10 protein-coding genes are annotated in these 12,700 nt (G+C 74.6%); 3 read left to right on the forward strand and 7 right to left on the reverse strand.

Annotated elements, in window-relative coordinates:
* Positions 1–95 precede the first annotated feature (95 nt).
* Positions 96–1,307: a pyridoxal phosphate-dependent aminotransferase gene (locus tag OG553_RS02095; RefSeq protein WP_405977285.1), complete on the forward strand. Its 1,212-nt coding sequence runs from the start codon at positions 96–98 to the stop codon at positions 1,305–1,307.
* Positions 1,308–1,398: 91 nt separating this feature from the next.
* Here OG553_RS02095 and OG553_RS02100 read toward each other — a convergent pair whose 3' ends face one another.
* Positions 1,399–1,821: a DUF350 domain-containing protein gene (locus OG553_RS02100; protein WP_125819052.1), complete on the reverse strand. Its 423-nt coding sequence runs from the start codon at positions 1,819–1,821 to the stop codon at positions 1,399–1,401.
* A gap of 116 nt (positions 1,822–1,937) precedes the next feature.
* On the opposite strand from OG553_RS02100, the gene OG553_RS02105 reads away from it, so the two are divergent.
* Positions 1,938–3,881 carry a GNAT family N-acetyltransferase gene (locus OG553_RS02105; protein ID WP_405977286.1) on the forward strand — a complete coding sequence of 648 codons (1,944 nt, stop codon included), beginning with the start codon at positions 1,938–1,940 and terminating at the stop codon, positions 3,879–3,881.
* On the opposite strand, the gene OG553_RS02110 is transcribed toward OG553_RS02105, so the two are convergent.
* Positions 3,836–5,872, reverse strand: coding sequence for an AMP-binding protein (locus tag OG553_RS02110; RefSeq protein WP_405977287.1), 2,037 nt, complete (start codon positions 5,870–5,872; stop codon positions 3,836–3,838). The two genes, OG553_RS02105 and OG553_RS02110, sit on opposite strands and share 46 nt — an antisense overlap.
* Before the next feature lie 140 nt (positions 5,873–6,012).
* On the opposite strand from OG553_RS02110, the gene OG553_RS02115 reads away from it, so the two are divergent.
* On the forward strand, positions 6,013–7,893 hold the full coding sequence (locus OG553_RS02115; RefSeq protein WP_405977288.1) for an ABC transporter ATP-binding protein: 1,881 nt from the start codon (positions 6,013–6,015) through the stop codon (positions 7,891–7,893).
* Positions 7,894–7,930: 37 nt separating this feature from the next.
* Here OG553_RS02115 and OG553_RS02120 read toward each other — a convergent pair whose 3' ends face one another.
* The 5 genes from OG553_RS02120 to OG553_RS02140 are packed head-to-tail and all read right to left on the reverse strand — an operon-like array spanning position 7,931 to position 12,596.
* Complete coding sequence (locus OG553_RS02120) at positions 7,931–9,496, reverse strand: AAA family ATPase (protein ID WP_405977289.1); 1,566 nt, start codon at positions 9,494–9,496, stop codon at positions 7,931–7,933.
* Positions 9,497–9,512: 16 nt separating this feature from the next.
* Positions 9,513–10,094: a hypothetical protein gene (locus tag OG553_RS02125; protein WP_405977290.1), complete on the reverse strand. Its 582-nt coding sequence runs from the start codon at positions 10,092–10,094 to the stop codon at positions 9,513–9,515.
* 2 nt (positions 10,095–10,096) lie between these two features.
* Positions 10,097–10,321 carry a hypothetical protein gene (locus OG553_RS02130; protein WP_405977291.1) on the reverse strand — a complete coding sequence of 75 codons (225 nt, stop codon included), beginning with the start codon at positions 10,319–10,321 and terminating at the stop codon, positions 10,097–10,099.
* Complete coding sequence (locus OG553_RS02135) at positions 10,318–12,093, reverse strand: hypothetical protein (protein ID WP_405977292.1); 1,776 nt, start codon at positions 12,091–12,093, stop codon at positions 10,318–10,320. Before OG553_RS02135 ends, OG553_RS02130 begins: the two co-directional genes overlap by 4 nt.
* Positions 12,090–12,596 carry a hypothetical protein gene (locus tag OG553_RS02140; protein WP_405977293.1) on the reverse strand — a complete coding sequence of 169 codons (507 nt, stop codon included), beginning with the start codon at positions 12,594–12,596 and terminating at the stop codon, positions 12,090–12,092. Before OG553_RS02140 ends, OG553_RS02135 begins: the two co-directional genes overlap by 4 nt.
* Between the last annotated feature and the right edge of the window lie 104 nt (positions 12,597–12,700).

The raw sequence follows: 12,700 nt of genomic DNA on the forward strand, positions 1-12,700 counted from the left end.
CAAGCTCTCACTTGGTAAAACCAAGCTGGAAGTCCGGAGCGGTACGGGACCGGAGTACGCAACAGCGGGAACAGCGGGAACAGGGAGGGCACGGCATGGAGTTCCGGCAGTCGAGCAAGCTCAGCGAGGTCTGCTACGAGATCCGGGGCCCGGTGATCGAACACGCCAACGCGCTGGAGGAGGCGGGTCACAGCGTGCTGCGCCTCAACACCGGCAACCCGGCCGCCTTCGGCTTCGAGGCGCCGGAGGAGATCGTCCAGGACATGATCCGGATGCTCCCCAAGGCCCACGGGTACACCGACGCGCGGGGTGTGCTCTCCGCCCGGCGGGCCGTCGTCCAGCGCTACCAGGCCATCGGCCTCGCCGATGTGACGGTGGACGACGTCTTCCTCGGCAACGGCGTCTCCGAGCTGGTCTCCATGGCCGTCCAGGCGCTGCTGGAGGACGGGGACGAGATCCTCATCCCCGCCCCGGACTTCCCGCTCTGGACCGCCGTGACCACCCTCGCGGGCGGCAAGGCCGTGCACTACGTCTGCGACGAGTCCGCCGACTGGTACCCGGACCTGGAGGACATGGCGTCCAAGATCACGGACCGCACCAAGGCCGTGGTCATCATCAACCCGAACAACCCGACGGGCGCCGTCTATCCCAGGGAGGTCCTGGAAGGCATCCTCGAACTCGCCCGCCGCCACGGGCTGATGGTCTTCGCCGACGAGATCTACGACCAGATCCTGTACGACGACGAGGTCCACCACAGCGCCGCCGTCCTCGCCCCCGACCTGGTCGTCCTCACCTTCTGCGGGCTGTCGAAGACGCACCGGGTGGCCGGGTTCCGGTCCGGCTGGCTGGTGGTGAGCGGCCCCCGGCAGCACGCGCGCAGCTATCTGGAGGGGCTGACCATGCTCGCCTCCATGCGGCTGTGCGCCAACGCCCCGGCCCAGTACGCCATCCAGGCCGCGCTCGGCGGGCGCCAGTCCATCAAGGACCTCACAGGCCCCGGCGGCCGCCTGCTCGAGCAGCGCGACCGCGCCTGGGAGAAGCTGAACGAGATCCCCGGCGTGTCCTGCGTGAAGCCGAAGGGCGCGCTGTACGCGTTCCCGCGCATCGACCCCAAGGTGCACCCGATCCACGACGACGAGCGGTTCGTGCTGGACCTGCTGCTGCGGGAGAAGATCCAGGTCGTCCAGGGCACGGGCTTCAACTGGCCGCGCCCGGACCACTTCCGGATCCTGACGCTGCCGTACGCCGACGACCTGGACGCGGCGATCAGCCGGATCGGCCGTTTCCTGAGCGGGTACCGGCAGTAGGCGCGGCGCGGCGTCCGGACCCGTACGACGACGAGAGCGCCGCTCCCCATGGGGAGCGGCGCTCTCGTCGTCGTACGGGTCCGGACGCCGGTCAGGCGATGGAGGCGGCCACGATGGCGGCGACCGCCAGGTTGCAGGAGGCGGTGACCCACACGGCCGGGTGCGGCTCGGGGTCGACGACGATGGCCCCGAGCTTGCCCGGGGTCACCAGGTCCAGCACCAGGAAGGCCACGGCCATCAGGACCAGGCCCAGCACGCCGAAGGCGGCGGTGGACAGCAGGCCCTTGCCGAAGTCCTCGTAGGTCGTCCAGATCGAGGTGAAGACGATGCCGCCGATGCCGAGGAGCGCCGAGCTGAGCAGGAGGGCCGCGTTGCGGTTGCGCTCCTCCCAGATCTGCTTCGGGAGCTTCCCGGGCGTCAGCACGTCCACGAGGACGATGCCGAGGATCAGCAGCACCAGACCGAGGGCGCCGTAGGCGCTCGTACGGCCAAGTCCGTTGACGATGTCGCTCATTGAGAAGCCTGTCTCCGCGTGGGTGGGAAAGGATGGCCCGGAACGCGCCGGGACGGTGCCGTGGGGAGGCCGAATCTATCGCACGGCCCCGCCCCGGACCATGGGGAGGTCAGGAAATGGCAAAGGTCAGGGCCGCGCGGGCCGGGGAGGCGGAGGCGCTGACGGCGCTGGTGATGCGGTCGAAGGCGTACTGGGGGTACGACGCCGCCTTCCTCGCGGCCTGCGCGCCGCAGCTGCGCGTACGGGAGGCGGAGCTGGCCGGCCGCAGGATCGCGGTGGCCGAAAACGCGCGCGGGGAGCTGCTGGGCCTCGCCTCCCTGGACGAGGCCGGGGAGGCCGGGGGCGTCGGGGAGGCCCGGGACCCCGGAGAAACCCGGGACGCCGGGGGCGGCACGGGCGGCGTGCCGGCGGACCCGCCGGCGGCCCGGCTCGGGCTGCTCTTCGTCGAGCCCTCCGCCATCGGACTCGGCACCGGGCGGCTGCTGTACCGGGACGTGCTGCGCCGGGCCGCCGCCCTGGGCGTGCGCCGGCTGCTGATCGACGCCGATCCGCACGCGGCCGGCTTCTACCGCGCGATGGGCGCGGTGGAGCGTCCCGGCGCGGCCCCGGAGGGGCTCGTACGGTTCGAGGCCGCGCCCGCGCCGCTCGCGGACTGGGCGCGCGCCTGGACGGGCGGGCTCCCGGCGGTCCACGTGGGCAACGTCGCCGAGTTCAACGCGCAGTTCGCCGACCCCTCCCTCGACCCCGGGCAGCGGGCCGCGCACGACTACGCCTGCCTGGCCGCCTTCTACAGTCCCCGCCCTGCGGCCCTGGTGCTGCCCCGGCCGGTGTCCCCCGGCTGGGTCGCCCTGGTAGGCCGGCAGCTGGGCTGGGACCCGGAGGTCGAGGTGTACGACGGGCTCGCGGAGCGGGGCCCCGGGCTGTCGGACGCCGTGTCGGGCCGGCCGGCGCTGGCCCGGCGGGTGACGGAGGGCGGGCTGCCCCTCGTACCTTGGGGGCTGACCGGCCCGTACGCCCGGCTCGCGGGCCTGCCGTGGCGGCCGGACGGGCTGCGGTACGAGTCGAAGTCGGCCGCCCACGCCCTGTTCGGGCGGATCCTGGCGGGCGGCGGGCATCCGGGGATCACGCTCCCCGCACAGTGGCGGGCCGGTACCCGGTGGGCGGCCGTCCGGCTGCTGGCGGCGCGGTCCCGGGCGGGCGGGAGCACCGTTCTCAAATCGGAGCACGGCGTCGGCGGTTCGGGCACCACGGTGGTCACCCCCGCGGAGGTACGGGCGGCCGGCGGCGCCCGGGCCGTGCTGCGCCGGCTGCCGCGCGGGCCGCTGCTGCTGGAGGAGTACGTGCACGGCCCGGCGGACCCGCGCGTGCCGCGCGACCTGACCTACGACGGGTTCGTGGACGGCTCGGGCCGGCCGCACGAGGTCGGCGCGGCGGTGATGGACGTGGCGGACGGCGGCTACCGGGGCGCGACGGTCGGGCCCGGGGTGGTCCCCGGCCGGCTGGCGGAGCCGCTGCTGGCGTTCGGGGCGGCGGTGGGCCGGGAGCTGGCGGCGTCCGGCTACCGGGGCTGGTTCGACGTGGACTTCGTCACCGACGCGGCGGGGCGGCTCGCGCCGACCGAGGCCAACCTGCGGCTGACCGGCCCGTCGGCGGCCTTCATGGTGGCGGCCCGGCTGGACGAGCTGCGGGGCGCGGGACACCTCGTACGGATCGCGGACCGGGTGGAGCTGGGCGCGCGGCTGCCCGACGCGCAGGTGGAGGCCCTGTGCGAGGACCTGGTGCGGGGCTGCGCCGCGCTCGGGGCGGTGTTCGTGCCGGCGATCCCGACGGGGGCGTTCGACCCGGTGCCGTGGCTGGGCGTGCTGGTGGCCGCGCGCGGCCCGGAGGCGCTGGACGCGGCCGAGGCACTGGTGCGGGAGCGGGCCCGCGCGGCCGGCTCCGGCTTCGGCGCGGAATCCGTCCCCGGCCCCGGCAGCGTCACCGGCACCCGCCCGGAGCCCGCCCCCGCCGCCGGTCAGTCGTCGAAGTCGAAGGGGCTCACCGGCTTCCGGGTGGCGTAGACGGCCACGACGAGGGCGGCGACCATCAGCGGGACGTTGAAGGCGTAGACCAGGGCGGCCTGGCGCGGCCAGTCCTGTTTGGCCGCCAGCCGGTAGAGGTTGTCCTGCGGCCACCAGGCGATCAGCAGGTACGCGATCGCCAGGTGGGCCGCGGTGGTGATGCCGCGCCCGCGCCCCTGGGCCAGCATCGGCCGGCGTCCGTTGAGGAGGAACACCACCCCGGCCCCGAAGGCGAGGCTCTCGCACAGGTAGAGGATCCAGAAGAGCAGGGCCCACGGGTTGGGGACGCCGGTCAGGTCGGTGGAGCCGGGCCAGATGACGCCCGTGAACATCCGGGCGAGGAGGCCCAGCAGCGGCGCGCCGCAGCCCAGGGCGAAGGCGAGCGGCACGACCTCCTGGCTCCCGGCCGTGCCCGCCGTCCGGACTCCTCCGTACTTGCCGCCGCCCCGGCCCCCGCCCACCGGGGCCAGGAGCAGCGGCGGCTGCGGCACCTGGGTCCGGTCCTCGCGGCCGGCCCGGGTACGGGGCGTGGCGCGCATCCGGACCACCGCCCGCGGGACCGCGTCGGCGGGCACTCTGCCCTTCAGGTGCTCCCTGAGCCGGGCGGTGTCCGGCAGGACCTCGGCCGGGAGGCCGTGCGGCGGTGAAAGGTACGCGACGAGCCGGTGGCCGCCCCCGGCGACGGAGACGCGGGTGACCAGGGCGGTGCCCACGGAGGTGTGCGCCCGGATCTCGGACTCCAGCGGGTAGGGGTCGATCCGGGTGCCGTCCTCGGCCTCGATCCGGTCGGCGGCCCTGCCTGCGAACTCCAGCAGCCCGTCCGGGCGGAGCACCCCGAGGTCGCCGGTGGCTATCGCCTCCCCGCCGCCGGGCGGGTCCACGGTGAGCTGACCGTCGAGCACCCGGACCCCGCAGCCGGGGAAGGGGGTGCCGAGCAGGGAGATCCGCTCGGGCCCGTCCAGCGGGCGGGGCAGCTGCGGCAGTTCGAACCAGGCGCCGGTGCCGGCGGCCTCGGTGAGTGCGTAGACGTTGAGCACGCGCGCGCCGGGGCGCAGCCGGTCCTGGAAGGCACTGTGTTCGTCGAGGTAGAGGCGGTCGCCGCTGACGGCGAGCAGCCTCAGCGACCGGAGTTCGGCGTCCGGCCCCCGGCGGAACGGGGCGATGTCGGACGCCGGGGGCTCTTGTGCGAGCAGCAGCTCCGCGGCACCGGCCGGGTCCGTGTGGAGCACGCTGACCTCCGCCTTCCGGACGGCGCGGCGCGCCTGTCCGGGCAGCCACGCGGCGCCCTCGGGCAGGACGAGTGCGCCGCCGGAGCACAGGGCCCGGGTCCAGCCGGCGGCGAAGGGCGTGGTGTCCGGCCCGGCGGTGAACAGGTGCCGGTCCCCGGGGGCCAGCCGGGCCGCCTCCGCCCAGCCTTCGTGGGCGGCGAGGAGGGTCGCGTGGCCGACGGGGACGGGGCGCGGGTCGGGGGCGCCGGTGAACAGCACGGCCGCGCCGCCCGCTCCGGCCGTACGCGTGGACGGCGGTCCGGGCTCCGCGTCCGCGCCGGGTCCGGGGCCGGGGGCCCGGTCGGGGTCGAGCGTGCGCAGCCCCTCGCCCCCGTCGAGGCGGGCCTCGTCGATGGGGCGGGCGATGAGCAGGTCCGGGGCGAGGGCGGCGAGCTGCCGCCTGCCGACGCGCGGGTCGGCGACGTCGAGGACGGTGTAGGTCCCGCCGGCCTTGAGCACGGCGAGCAGGGCCGTGACCAGTTCGCGCTGCCGGGGCAGGGCGAGGGCGACGAGCCCGTGCGCGGGCAGGCCCCCGTCGGTCAGGTGCCGGGCCAGCCGGTCGGACTCCGCGTCGAGGACGGCGTACGGGACGGTCTCGTCCCCGGTGATGAGCGCGGGGGCGCGCGGGGTCCGGCGGGCCCACTCGCCGAAGCGGTGCAGCACGGTGCCGCCGTCCTGGCGGTCGGGGCGGTCCGGCTGTGATGACTGCGGTGGCTGCGTCATTCCCCGATGATGCCACCGGGCGCCGACAGCGCCCGGGAGCGGCGAAATTCCTTTGGCAAAACGTGAGTTGGCCACCCCTGGGGGTGAGCACCGGACGGATTCGTTGACCTGAAGTTTGGTTGAGGTTCTAGCGTGGGGGCATGGACATGGAAGTCACCGCCTGGCATTCGCTGCACAGCGCGATCAACGCCCAGCAGGACCGTCGCCCGCTCTCCCGGGCGAGCCTGCGCCGGATCGCCGCGTTCGCCCGCCCGCACCGGCGCGGGCTGACCCTCTTCCTGTTGCTGAGCGTGGTGGGCGCGCTGCTGGCGGTGGCCACTCCCCTGCTGGCCAGCCGGATCGTGGACACCATCGTCGGGCACGGGGACGAGGGCGAGGTGGTCCGGCTGGCGCTGCTGATCGCGGTGATCGCGGTGGCCGAGGCGGGGCTGGGCCTGCTGACGCGCAAGCTGTCCGCCACCCTCGGCGAGGGGCTGATCCTGGACCTGCGCCGGGCGGTCTTCGACCACGTCCAGCGGATGCCGGTCGCCTTCTTCACCCGGACCCGGACGGGCGCGCTGGTCAGCCGGCTCAACAACGACGTGATCGGCGCGCAGCGGGCCTTCAGCAACACCCTCTCCGGGGTGGTGTCCAACGTCGTGACCCTGCTGCTGACGCTGGGCGTGATGCTCACCATCTCCTGGCAGATCACCCTGCTGGCGCTGGTGCTGCTGCCGGTGTTCGTGCTGCCGGCCCGCCGGATGGGCGCGCGGATGGCGGGGATGCAGCGGGAGGCGTCGGAGCTGAACGCGGCGATGGGCACGCAGATGACGGAACGGTTCTCCGCGCCGGGCGCGACCCTGGTGAAGCTGTTCGGGCGGCCCTCGGACGAGTCCGCCGAGTTCTCGGCCCGTGCGGCCCGGGTCCGGGACATCGGTATCCGTACGGCGATGGCCCAGTCGGCCTTCATCACCGCCCTGACCCTGGTCTCCGCGCTGGCCCTCGCCCTGGTGTACGGGCTGGGCGGGTACTTCGCCCTGCGCGGCACCCTGGAGGCCGGGTCCGTGGTCGCCCTCGCCCTGCTCCTGACCCGGCTGTACGCCCCTCTGACCGCGCTCGCCGGGGCCCGGGTCGAGGTGATGAGCGCCATGGTCAGCTTCGAGCGGGTCTTCGAGATCCTCGACCTGGAGCCGCTGATCTCCCAGAAGCCGGACGCCGTCGAGGTGCCCGACGGACCGGTGTCGGTGGAGTTCGACCGGGTGTCCTTCGGCTACCCCTCCCCCGACAAGGTCTCCCTCGCCTCCCTGGAGGAGGTGGCGGTGCTCGACGCCCGGGGTGGCACCCCGGTCCTCCACGACGTGTCCTTCCGCGCGGAGCCCGGCCAGATGATCGCCCTCGTCGGCTCCTCGGGAGCCGGCAAGTCGACCATCGCCCAGCTGCTGCCCCGGCTGTACGACGCCGACGCGGGCGCGGTCCGCCTGGGCGGCGTCGACGTACGGGACCTCACCGCCGACTCCATCCGCGACACCCTCGGCATGGTCACCCAGGACGGCCACCTCTTCCACGAGTCGGTACGGGCCAACCTGCTGCTGGCCCGGCCCGGGGCGGGCGAGGACGAGCTGTGGGAGGCCCTGCGCCGCTCCCGCCTGGACACCTTGGTCGCCGCCCTCCCGGACGGCCTGGACACCGTCGTCGGCGAGCGCGGCTACCGGCTGTCGGGCGGGGAGCGGCAGCGGCTGACCATCGCCCGGCTGCTGCTGGCCCGGCAGCGGGTGGTGATCCTCGACGAGGCCACGGCCCACCTGGACTCCACCTCGGAGGCGGCCGTGCAGGAGGCGCTGGCCGAGGCCCTGGCCGGCCGGACGGCCGTGGTGATCGCACACCGGCTGTCCACGGTCCAGGCCGCCGACCTGATCCTCGTGGTGGAGTACGGCCGGATCGTCGAACGCGGCACGCACCACGCTCTGCTGGCGGCCGACGGCCGGTACGCCGAGCTGTACCGGACCCAGTTCGCCACGCGCGGCGCGCCCGCCGCCGGGTAGGCCCGTCGGGCAGGCCCGTCTTCGGACCCGCGCCGGATCAGTCGTCCAGGAACACGATCCGGCGGCCCTGCCCGGCGGAGCCCTGGGCGGTGGCGGCCGCGAAGCGCCCGGCGGGGACGGCGCGTTCGCGGCCCCAGGCGCGGATCTCCTCGATCTGCTCCGGGTTGTTGCGGCTGAGCGGGACCGTGTTGGAGAAGGTGTCCTCCACGAAGCCGGGGCGCATCAGCTCGGTGCCGCCGCCCAGGTAGACCTCGGCGCCGACGTCGTGGAGGGCGGCCTCGATGTCCGAGCCGGCGAAGCCTTCGGAGAGGTCCACGAGCCGGGCGAGCTGTTCGGGGGCGGGTTCGGTCCTCAGGTAGCGGCGGTAGTAGATCCCGATGATCTCCTCCCGGTCCCGGGCGTCGGGCAGGTCGACGAAGAACAGTTCGTCGAAGCGGCCCTTGCGCAGCAGTTCGGGCGGCAGGCTGCGGACGTCGTTGGCGGTGGCCACGACGAAGGCGCGGGACTGGGACTCCTGGAGCCAGAAGAGGAACTGGCCGATGATGCGCTGCGGCACGCCGGTGCCGTCGTTCACTCCGGCGAGCCCCTTCTCGATCTCGTCGATCCACAGCACGCAGGGCGCGACCCGGTCGGCGGTCTCCAGCGCCTCCCGGAAGCGGCCCTCGGACTCGCCGAGGTACTTGCCGTGGATGGAGCCCATGTCCAGGCGGTACAGAGGCAGTTGCCACTGGGCGGCGATGGCCTTCGCGGACAGCGACTTGCCGCAGCCCGGTACGCCCACCAGCAGCACCCCGCGCGGCGGCCGCAGTTCGGTGGCGCGCAGGTCGGCCTGGAGGAGGCGGCCGCGCCGGCTCAGCCAGTCGCGGAGGTTGCTGAGGCCGCCGACCGCGTAGTCGGAGGCCTTCAGGGGCACCTTCTGGAGCCCGGTCAGGTCGTTGAAGATGCGGTCCTTGGACTGGGCGAGGAGCAGCACGTCGCCGGCCTCCACGCCGCCCTTGGCGGCGACGGTCGCCATCAGGTTGACGGCCTCGCCCTCGGTGACGCCGACGAGGAACCCGGCGGCGCGCCGGACGTCCGGCTCCTGCCATGCGATGGGGATGTGGCCGCGGTGGTCGTCGAGGAACGCGGACAGCGTCGCGTACATCTCGTCGGCGTCGGGCAGGTCGAGCTGGAGGCTCATGCCGAGCCGCTGGAGGCCGCTCCACACCGGGCTGTCGGTGATCAGGATGACGCTGCCCATGTTGGTGTCGGCGAGCCGGGCCAGTTCGGCGACGTGCCGGGCCAGGGAGGTGTCGGCGTCCAGGCCGTCGGGCTCGACGAGGACCAGGGTGGCGTTGGGGCGGGAGGTGAACTGGGAGGCCGCGTACTCCATGGCCCCGGTGAGGGAGCGGTCGTCCATCACGGCCGTGTTGGTGCGCAGGTCCCGCAGTCCGGTGGCCCGGGTGTAGATCCAGAAGGGCATGTTGCCGCGCCGGGCGTGGGTGGCGGCGGTGCGCACGAGGCGCAGCGCGCGCTGCTGCTCGATGGTGCGCAGGCAGATGACCGGCACCCGGGCGGAGATGTAGCTGTCGAGGTCGCGCCGGCATTCGGCGTAGGTGGGCATGGGCGGCGGTCTCCGGTCAGTCGGTGATGATGCGGCGGCGGGCGGGTGCCGCCGGGTCGTACGACCAGCCGTCGCCCGGGGCCCGGTCCGGGGCGGGGGCGCCGCCGGGACCGGGGGCGGTCAGCGGGTTCTCGCGCAGGGTGCGGCGGCGGGCCTCGATCAGGCGGGGGTCGGCGCCGGCCCGCAGGGCACCGTCCAGGGCGGCCTCCAGCTGCCGCTGGAATCCGGCGATGTGGCCCTCGACGAGCTCCCCCAGCTGCTCGCGCAGTTCCTGCGGCAGGGCGCGGTGGGCGGCGAGGGCGCGGACGGCGTCGAGGCCGGTGCGGGCCTGCGCGAGGGCGCGGCCGGCGTCGAACTCGTCGGCGGCCGCGTCCAGGGCGGCGGTCAGGGCCTCCGCCCAGCCGCGCAGGCGCCGGTCCAGGGCGTCGGTGAGCTGCCCGGAGAACCGGGCCCAGGTCTCGGGGTGGAAGTCCTCCGGGCGCAGTGCGGGCAGCCGGGCGGCGGCCTCGGCGGTGGCGGCGCCGCCGTGCGCGCCCCAGGCGCGCAGGAACAGCGTCCAGGTCTGGTAGGCGCCGCCGTGGCCCCACGTTCCGTCCATGGTCAGGGCTGCTCCCGCCGGCTGCCGGGGCGGCGGACGAGCTGTTCGCCGGGCGGGAGCGGGGACCAGTCGGGCAGCCCCTGGACGATCCGGCGCAGCCGGGCGGTGGTGCGCTCCTCGGCGGGCTCGGTGCCGGCCGCCCACAGGCGTCGCCGCCCGTCGGCGGGGCCGGCGGCCGCGGGCTGTGGTGCGGCGTTCTCCGGGGTTCCCGGGTCGGGGGTGCTCATGCGGGGTCGCCTCCGGGGGTGACGGTGCGGCCGGTGAACGGGGAGTTGCCCTCGGTCGCGGTGGCCAGGGAGGCGATCAGCTCCCGTACGCGTTCCTCGACCGCGTCGGCGTCCTGGTAGGCGTGGTTCCAGGCGGACAGTTCGGCGCGGGTGGCGACCAGTTGGCGCAGGGACTCGGCCCTGGCGTCGGCGAGGAGGTGCTGCGCGGCCTCCTGGGCCCGGCGGTGCCGGCCGGCCAGGTTGTGGATGACCAGCCAGGCGATGCCCCCGACGAGCAGCCCGCCCGTCAGGGCCCCGGCCGGACCGCCCGCGCTGCCGATGAGCACGGCCACCAGGACCCCGATCACCGCCAGCGCCACCGGCTGGGCGTACTTGTAGCCGAGGCTCGCGATGAAGGGGGCGGTGTGCCGGTCCCAGTGGTCGGCGAGGCCCTGCTGCAGTTCGGCCAGCGGGCTGAGGAAGGAGCCCTGCCAGGGCGGCAGGTGGAACTGCCGGCCGGCCGCCACCGGGTACGCGGCCCCGAAGCGGACCTCGACGTCCTGCGGTACGACGGCCCGGTAGTCCCGGCAGAAGCCCTGGTGGGCGTGGTGGAACCAGTCCCGGCAGGCGGCGACGGCGAGCCGCCGGGTGGCCTGGGAGGTGCCGATGGCGGCCGGGTTGAGGGCGGCGGAGCTCTGGACGGTGAGGTAGTCGAGGGACTCGTCGTACGAGGCGGAGTCGGCGTCGGTGGCCGTCCGGGCGCGGGCGGTGTCCCCGTCGTGGGCGATCACCGCCTCCTGGTAGGCGAGGTCGCGGCGCAGCGGCAGTTCCTCGTCGTCGTACTCGGAGACGAGCCGGTCGAGGATGTCGTCGACGGCGTCCTCCAGGCGCTGCGAGGGGGCGGGTTCGGCGTTCATGACGGCCGTGTACTTGTCGAGGACCGCCTGCTGGCCCCTGGCGGCGGAGAGCACCCCTCCCAGCCTCGGCCACTGGGGGGACAGCGCGTGCAGGAACGGGAACTCGGTGTCGGGCACGGGCGGGCACAGGCCGCGCAGTTCGGCTCCCCAGCGCTCGATCTGGACGTCCTGGGCGGCGGTGTCGGCGCCGAGCAGCTCCTGCCAGTCGTCGAGGGCCTCGCGCAGCATGGTCCGGCCGACGGGGCCGAAGGCGCCCTGGGCCACGGACTCCAGGATGACGGCGAATTCGCGGCCGAGGGCGCGCGGGTCCTGGGCCAGCAGGTAGTGGCGCAGCCAGCGGGCGGATTCGGCGGGCCGTGCCTGGCGGCGCAGGACGAGGGCGAAGAACAGCGAGGTGCGGTCCGGGGAGCGGCGGAAGGCCTCCTGCACGGCCCGTTCGCACAGGGCCGGGTCGTCGGAGGACCAGGCGGTGAGCGCGACCAGCGCGGGCGCGAGCCAGTAGCGGGGCGTCTGGAGCATCAGTTCGTCGCCGACGGTGCGCACGACGTCCTCGGAGACGAGGCCGAGGTCGAAGGCCTGGAGCATGCCGACGGCGGTGCGCCGGACCACCTTGTGGTGGCCGAAGTCGTGGTCGAGCTGGTCCTGGAGGACGCCGACGCGGGTCTCGGCGCGCTGGAGGGCGGCGACGAGCCGGGCCTGGGCGACGAAGGCGAGGAACTCCTGGCGCAGCTGCTGGAGTTCGCCGCGGGCCTGGTTCTGCTGCGCTTCGACGTACTTGACCTGGGCGCCGACCTGGACGACCTGTTCGGACACCCCGAGGACGAGCCGGTTGATCGCGGCGAGCTTGATGTGCAGGCCCGCGTCGACGCCGCTCATGCGGCGCCTCCCCGGCCCGGCCCCGTGGGCCTGACGACGGCCCCGGAGGCGAGGACGGGCAGCAGCAGCCCGTCGGAGTACACCTCCACGTACGCGTAGCCGGGGTTGCGGACCAGCATCCGGGCGCCTCCGTAGGGGTCGGGGAGGGTGTCGCGGGGCGTGTAGTGCGTGACGATCGCGCCGAAGAGGTCGAGGACGTGGTCCACGTAGGGCGGTCCGAGGTGGCAGCGGGCGAGGAAGCCGACCGGCGCGCCCGGGTGTTCGCTCTCGTAGTGTTCGCGGACCCAGTCGGCCAGCCGCCGCCGCGCCGCGTCGTCGAGGCCGGCGTCGAAACCGGACACGGCTTCGAGCAGTTCCCGGGAGCGGTCCTTCAGCCGGTCGGCGACCGGGCCCGGCGGGCGGGCGGTTCCGGCTGCCGCGGGCGCCGGGCCCAGGCCGGTGCCCGCCGTCCGCGGGTCCTGGGCGGGTCCGACGATCCTGCGCGGGCGCTCGATGTACCCCATGGCCTCCCCCGATTTCATGAGTGGAGCACGCAGATTAGTGACGTTCCGTCAATCGTGCGACCACAAAAGGGATTCGAGCCATAGCAGACCCGCAACCGCCCCCG

The organism is Streptomyces sp. NBC_00158, from assembly GCF_045160885.1.
GTDB lineage: Bacteria > Actinomycetota > Actinomycetes > Streptomycetales > Streptomycetaceae > Streptomyces.

What these genes read in the sequence shown, in the direction of transcription:
- OG553_RS02120 (WP_405977289.1), bottom strand. Translation starts at nt 9,496, where the DNA reads ATGCCCACCTACGCCGAATGCCGGCGCGACCTCGACAGCTACATCTCC.
- OG553_RS02135 (WP_405977292.1), bottom strand. Translation starts at nt 12,093, where the DNA reads ATGAGCGGCGTCGACGCGGGCCTGCACATCAAGCTCGCCGCGATCAAC.
- OG553_RS02100 (WP_125819052.1), bottom strand. Translation starts at nt 1,821, where the DNA reads ATGAGCGACATCGTCAACGGACTTGGCCGTACGAGCGCCTACGGCGCC.
- OG553_RS02125 (WP_405977290.1), bottom strand. Translation starts at nt 10,094, where the DNA reads ATGGACGGAACGTGGGGCCACGGCGGCGCCTACCAGACCTGGACGCTG.
- OG553_RS02095 (WP_405977285.1), top strand. Translation starts at nt 96, where the DNA reads ATGGAGTTCCGGCAGTCGAGCAAGCTCAGCGAGGTCTGCTACGAGATC.
- OG553_RS02130 (WP_405977291.1), bottom strand. Translation starts at nt 10,321, where the DNA reads ATGAGCACCCCCGACCCGGGAACCCCGGAGAACGCCGCACCACAGCCC.
- OG553_RS02105 (WP_405977286.1), top strand. Translation starts at nt 1,938, where the DNA reads ATGGCAAAGGTCAGGGCCGCGCGGGCCGGGGAGGCGGAGGCGCTGACG.
- OG553_RS02110 (WP_405977287.1), bottom strand. Translation starts at nt 5,872, where the DNA reads ATGACGCAGCCACCGCAGTCATCACAGCCGGACCGCCCCGACCGCCAG.
- OG553_RS02140 (WP_405977293.1), bottom strand. Translation starts at nt 12,596, where the DNA reads ATGGGGTACATCGAGCGCCCGCGCAGGATCGTCGGACCCGCCCAGGAC.
- OG553_RS02115 (WP_405977288.1), top strand. Translation starts at nt 6,013, where the DNA reads ATGGACATGGAAGTCACCGCCTGGCATTCGCTGCACAGCGCGATCAAC.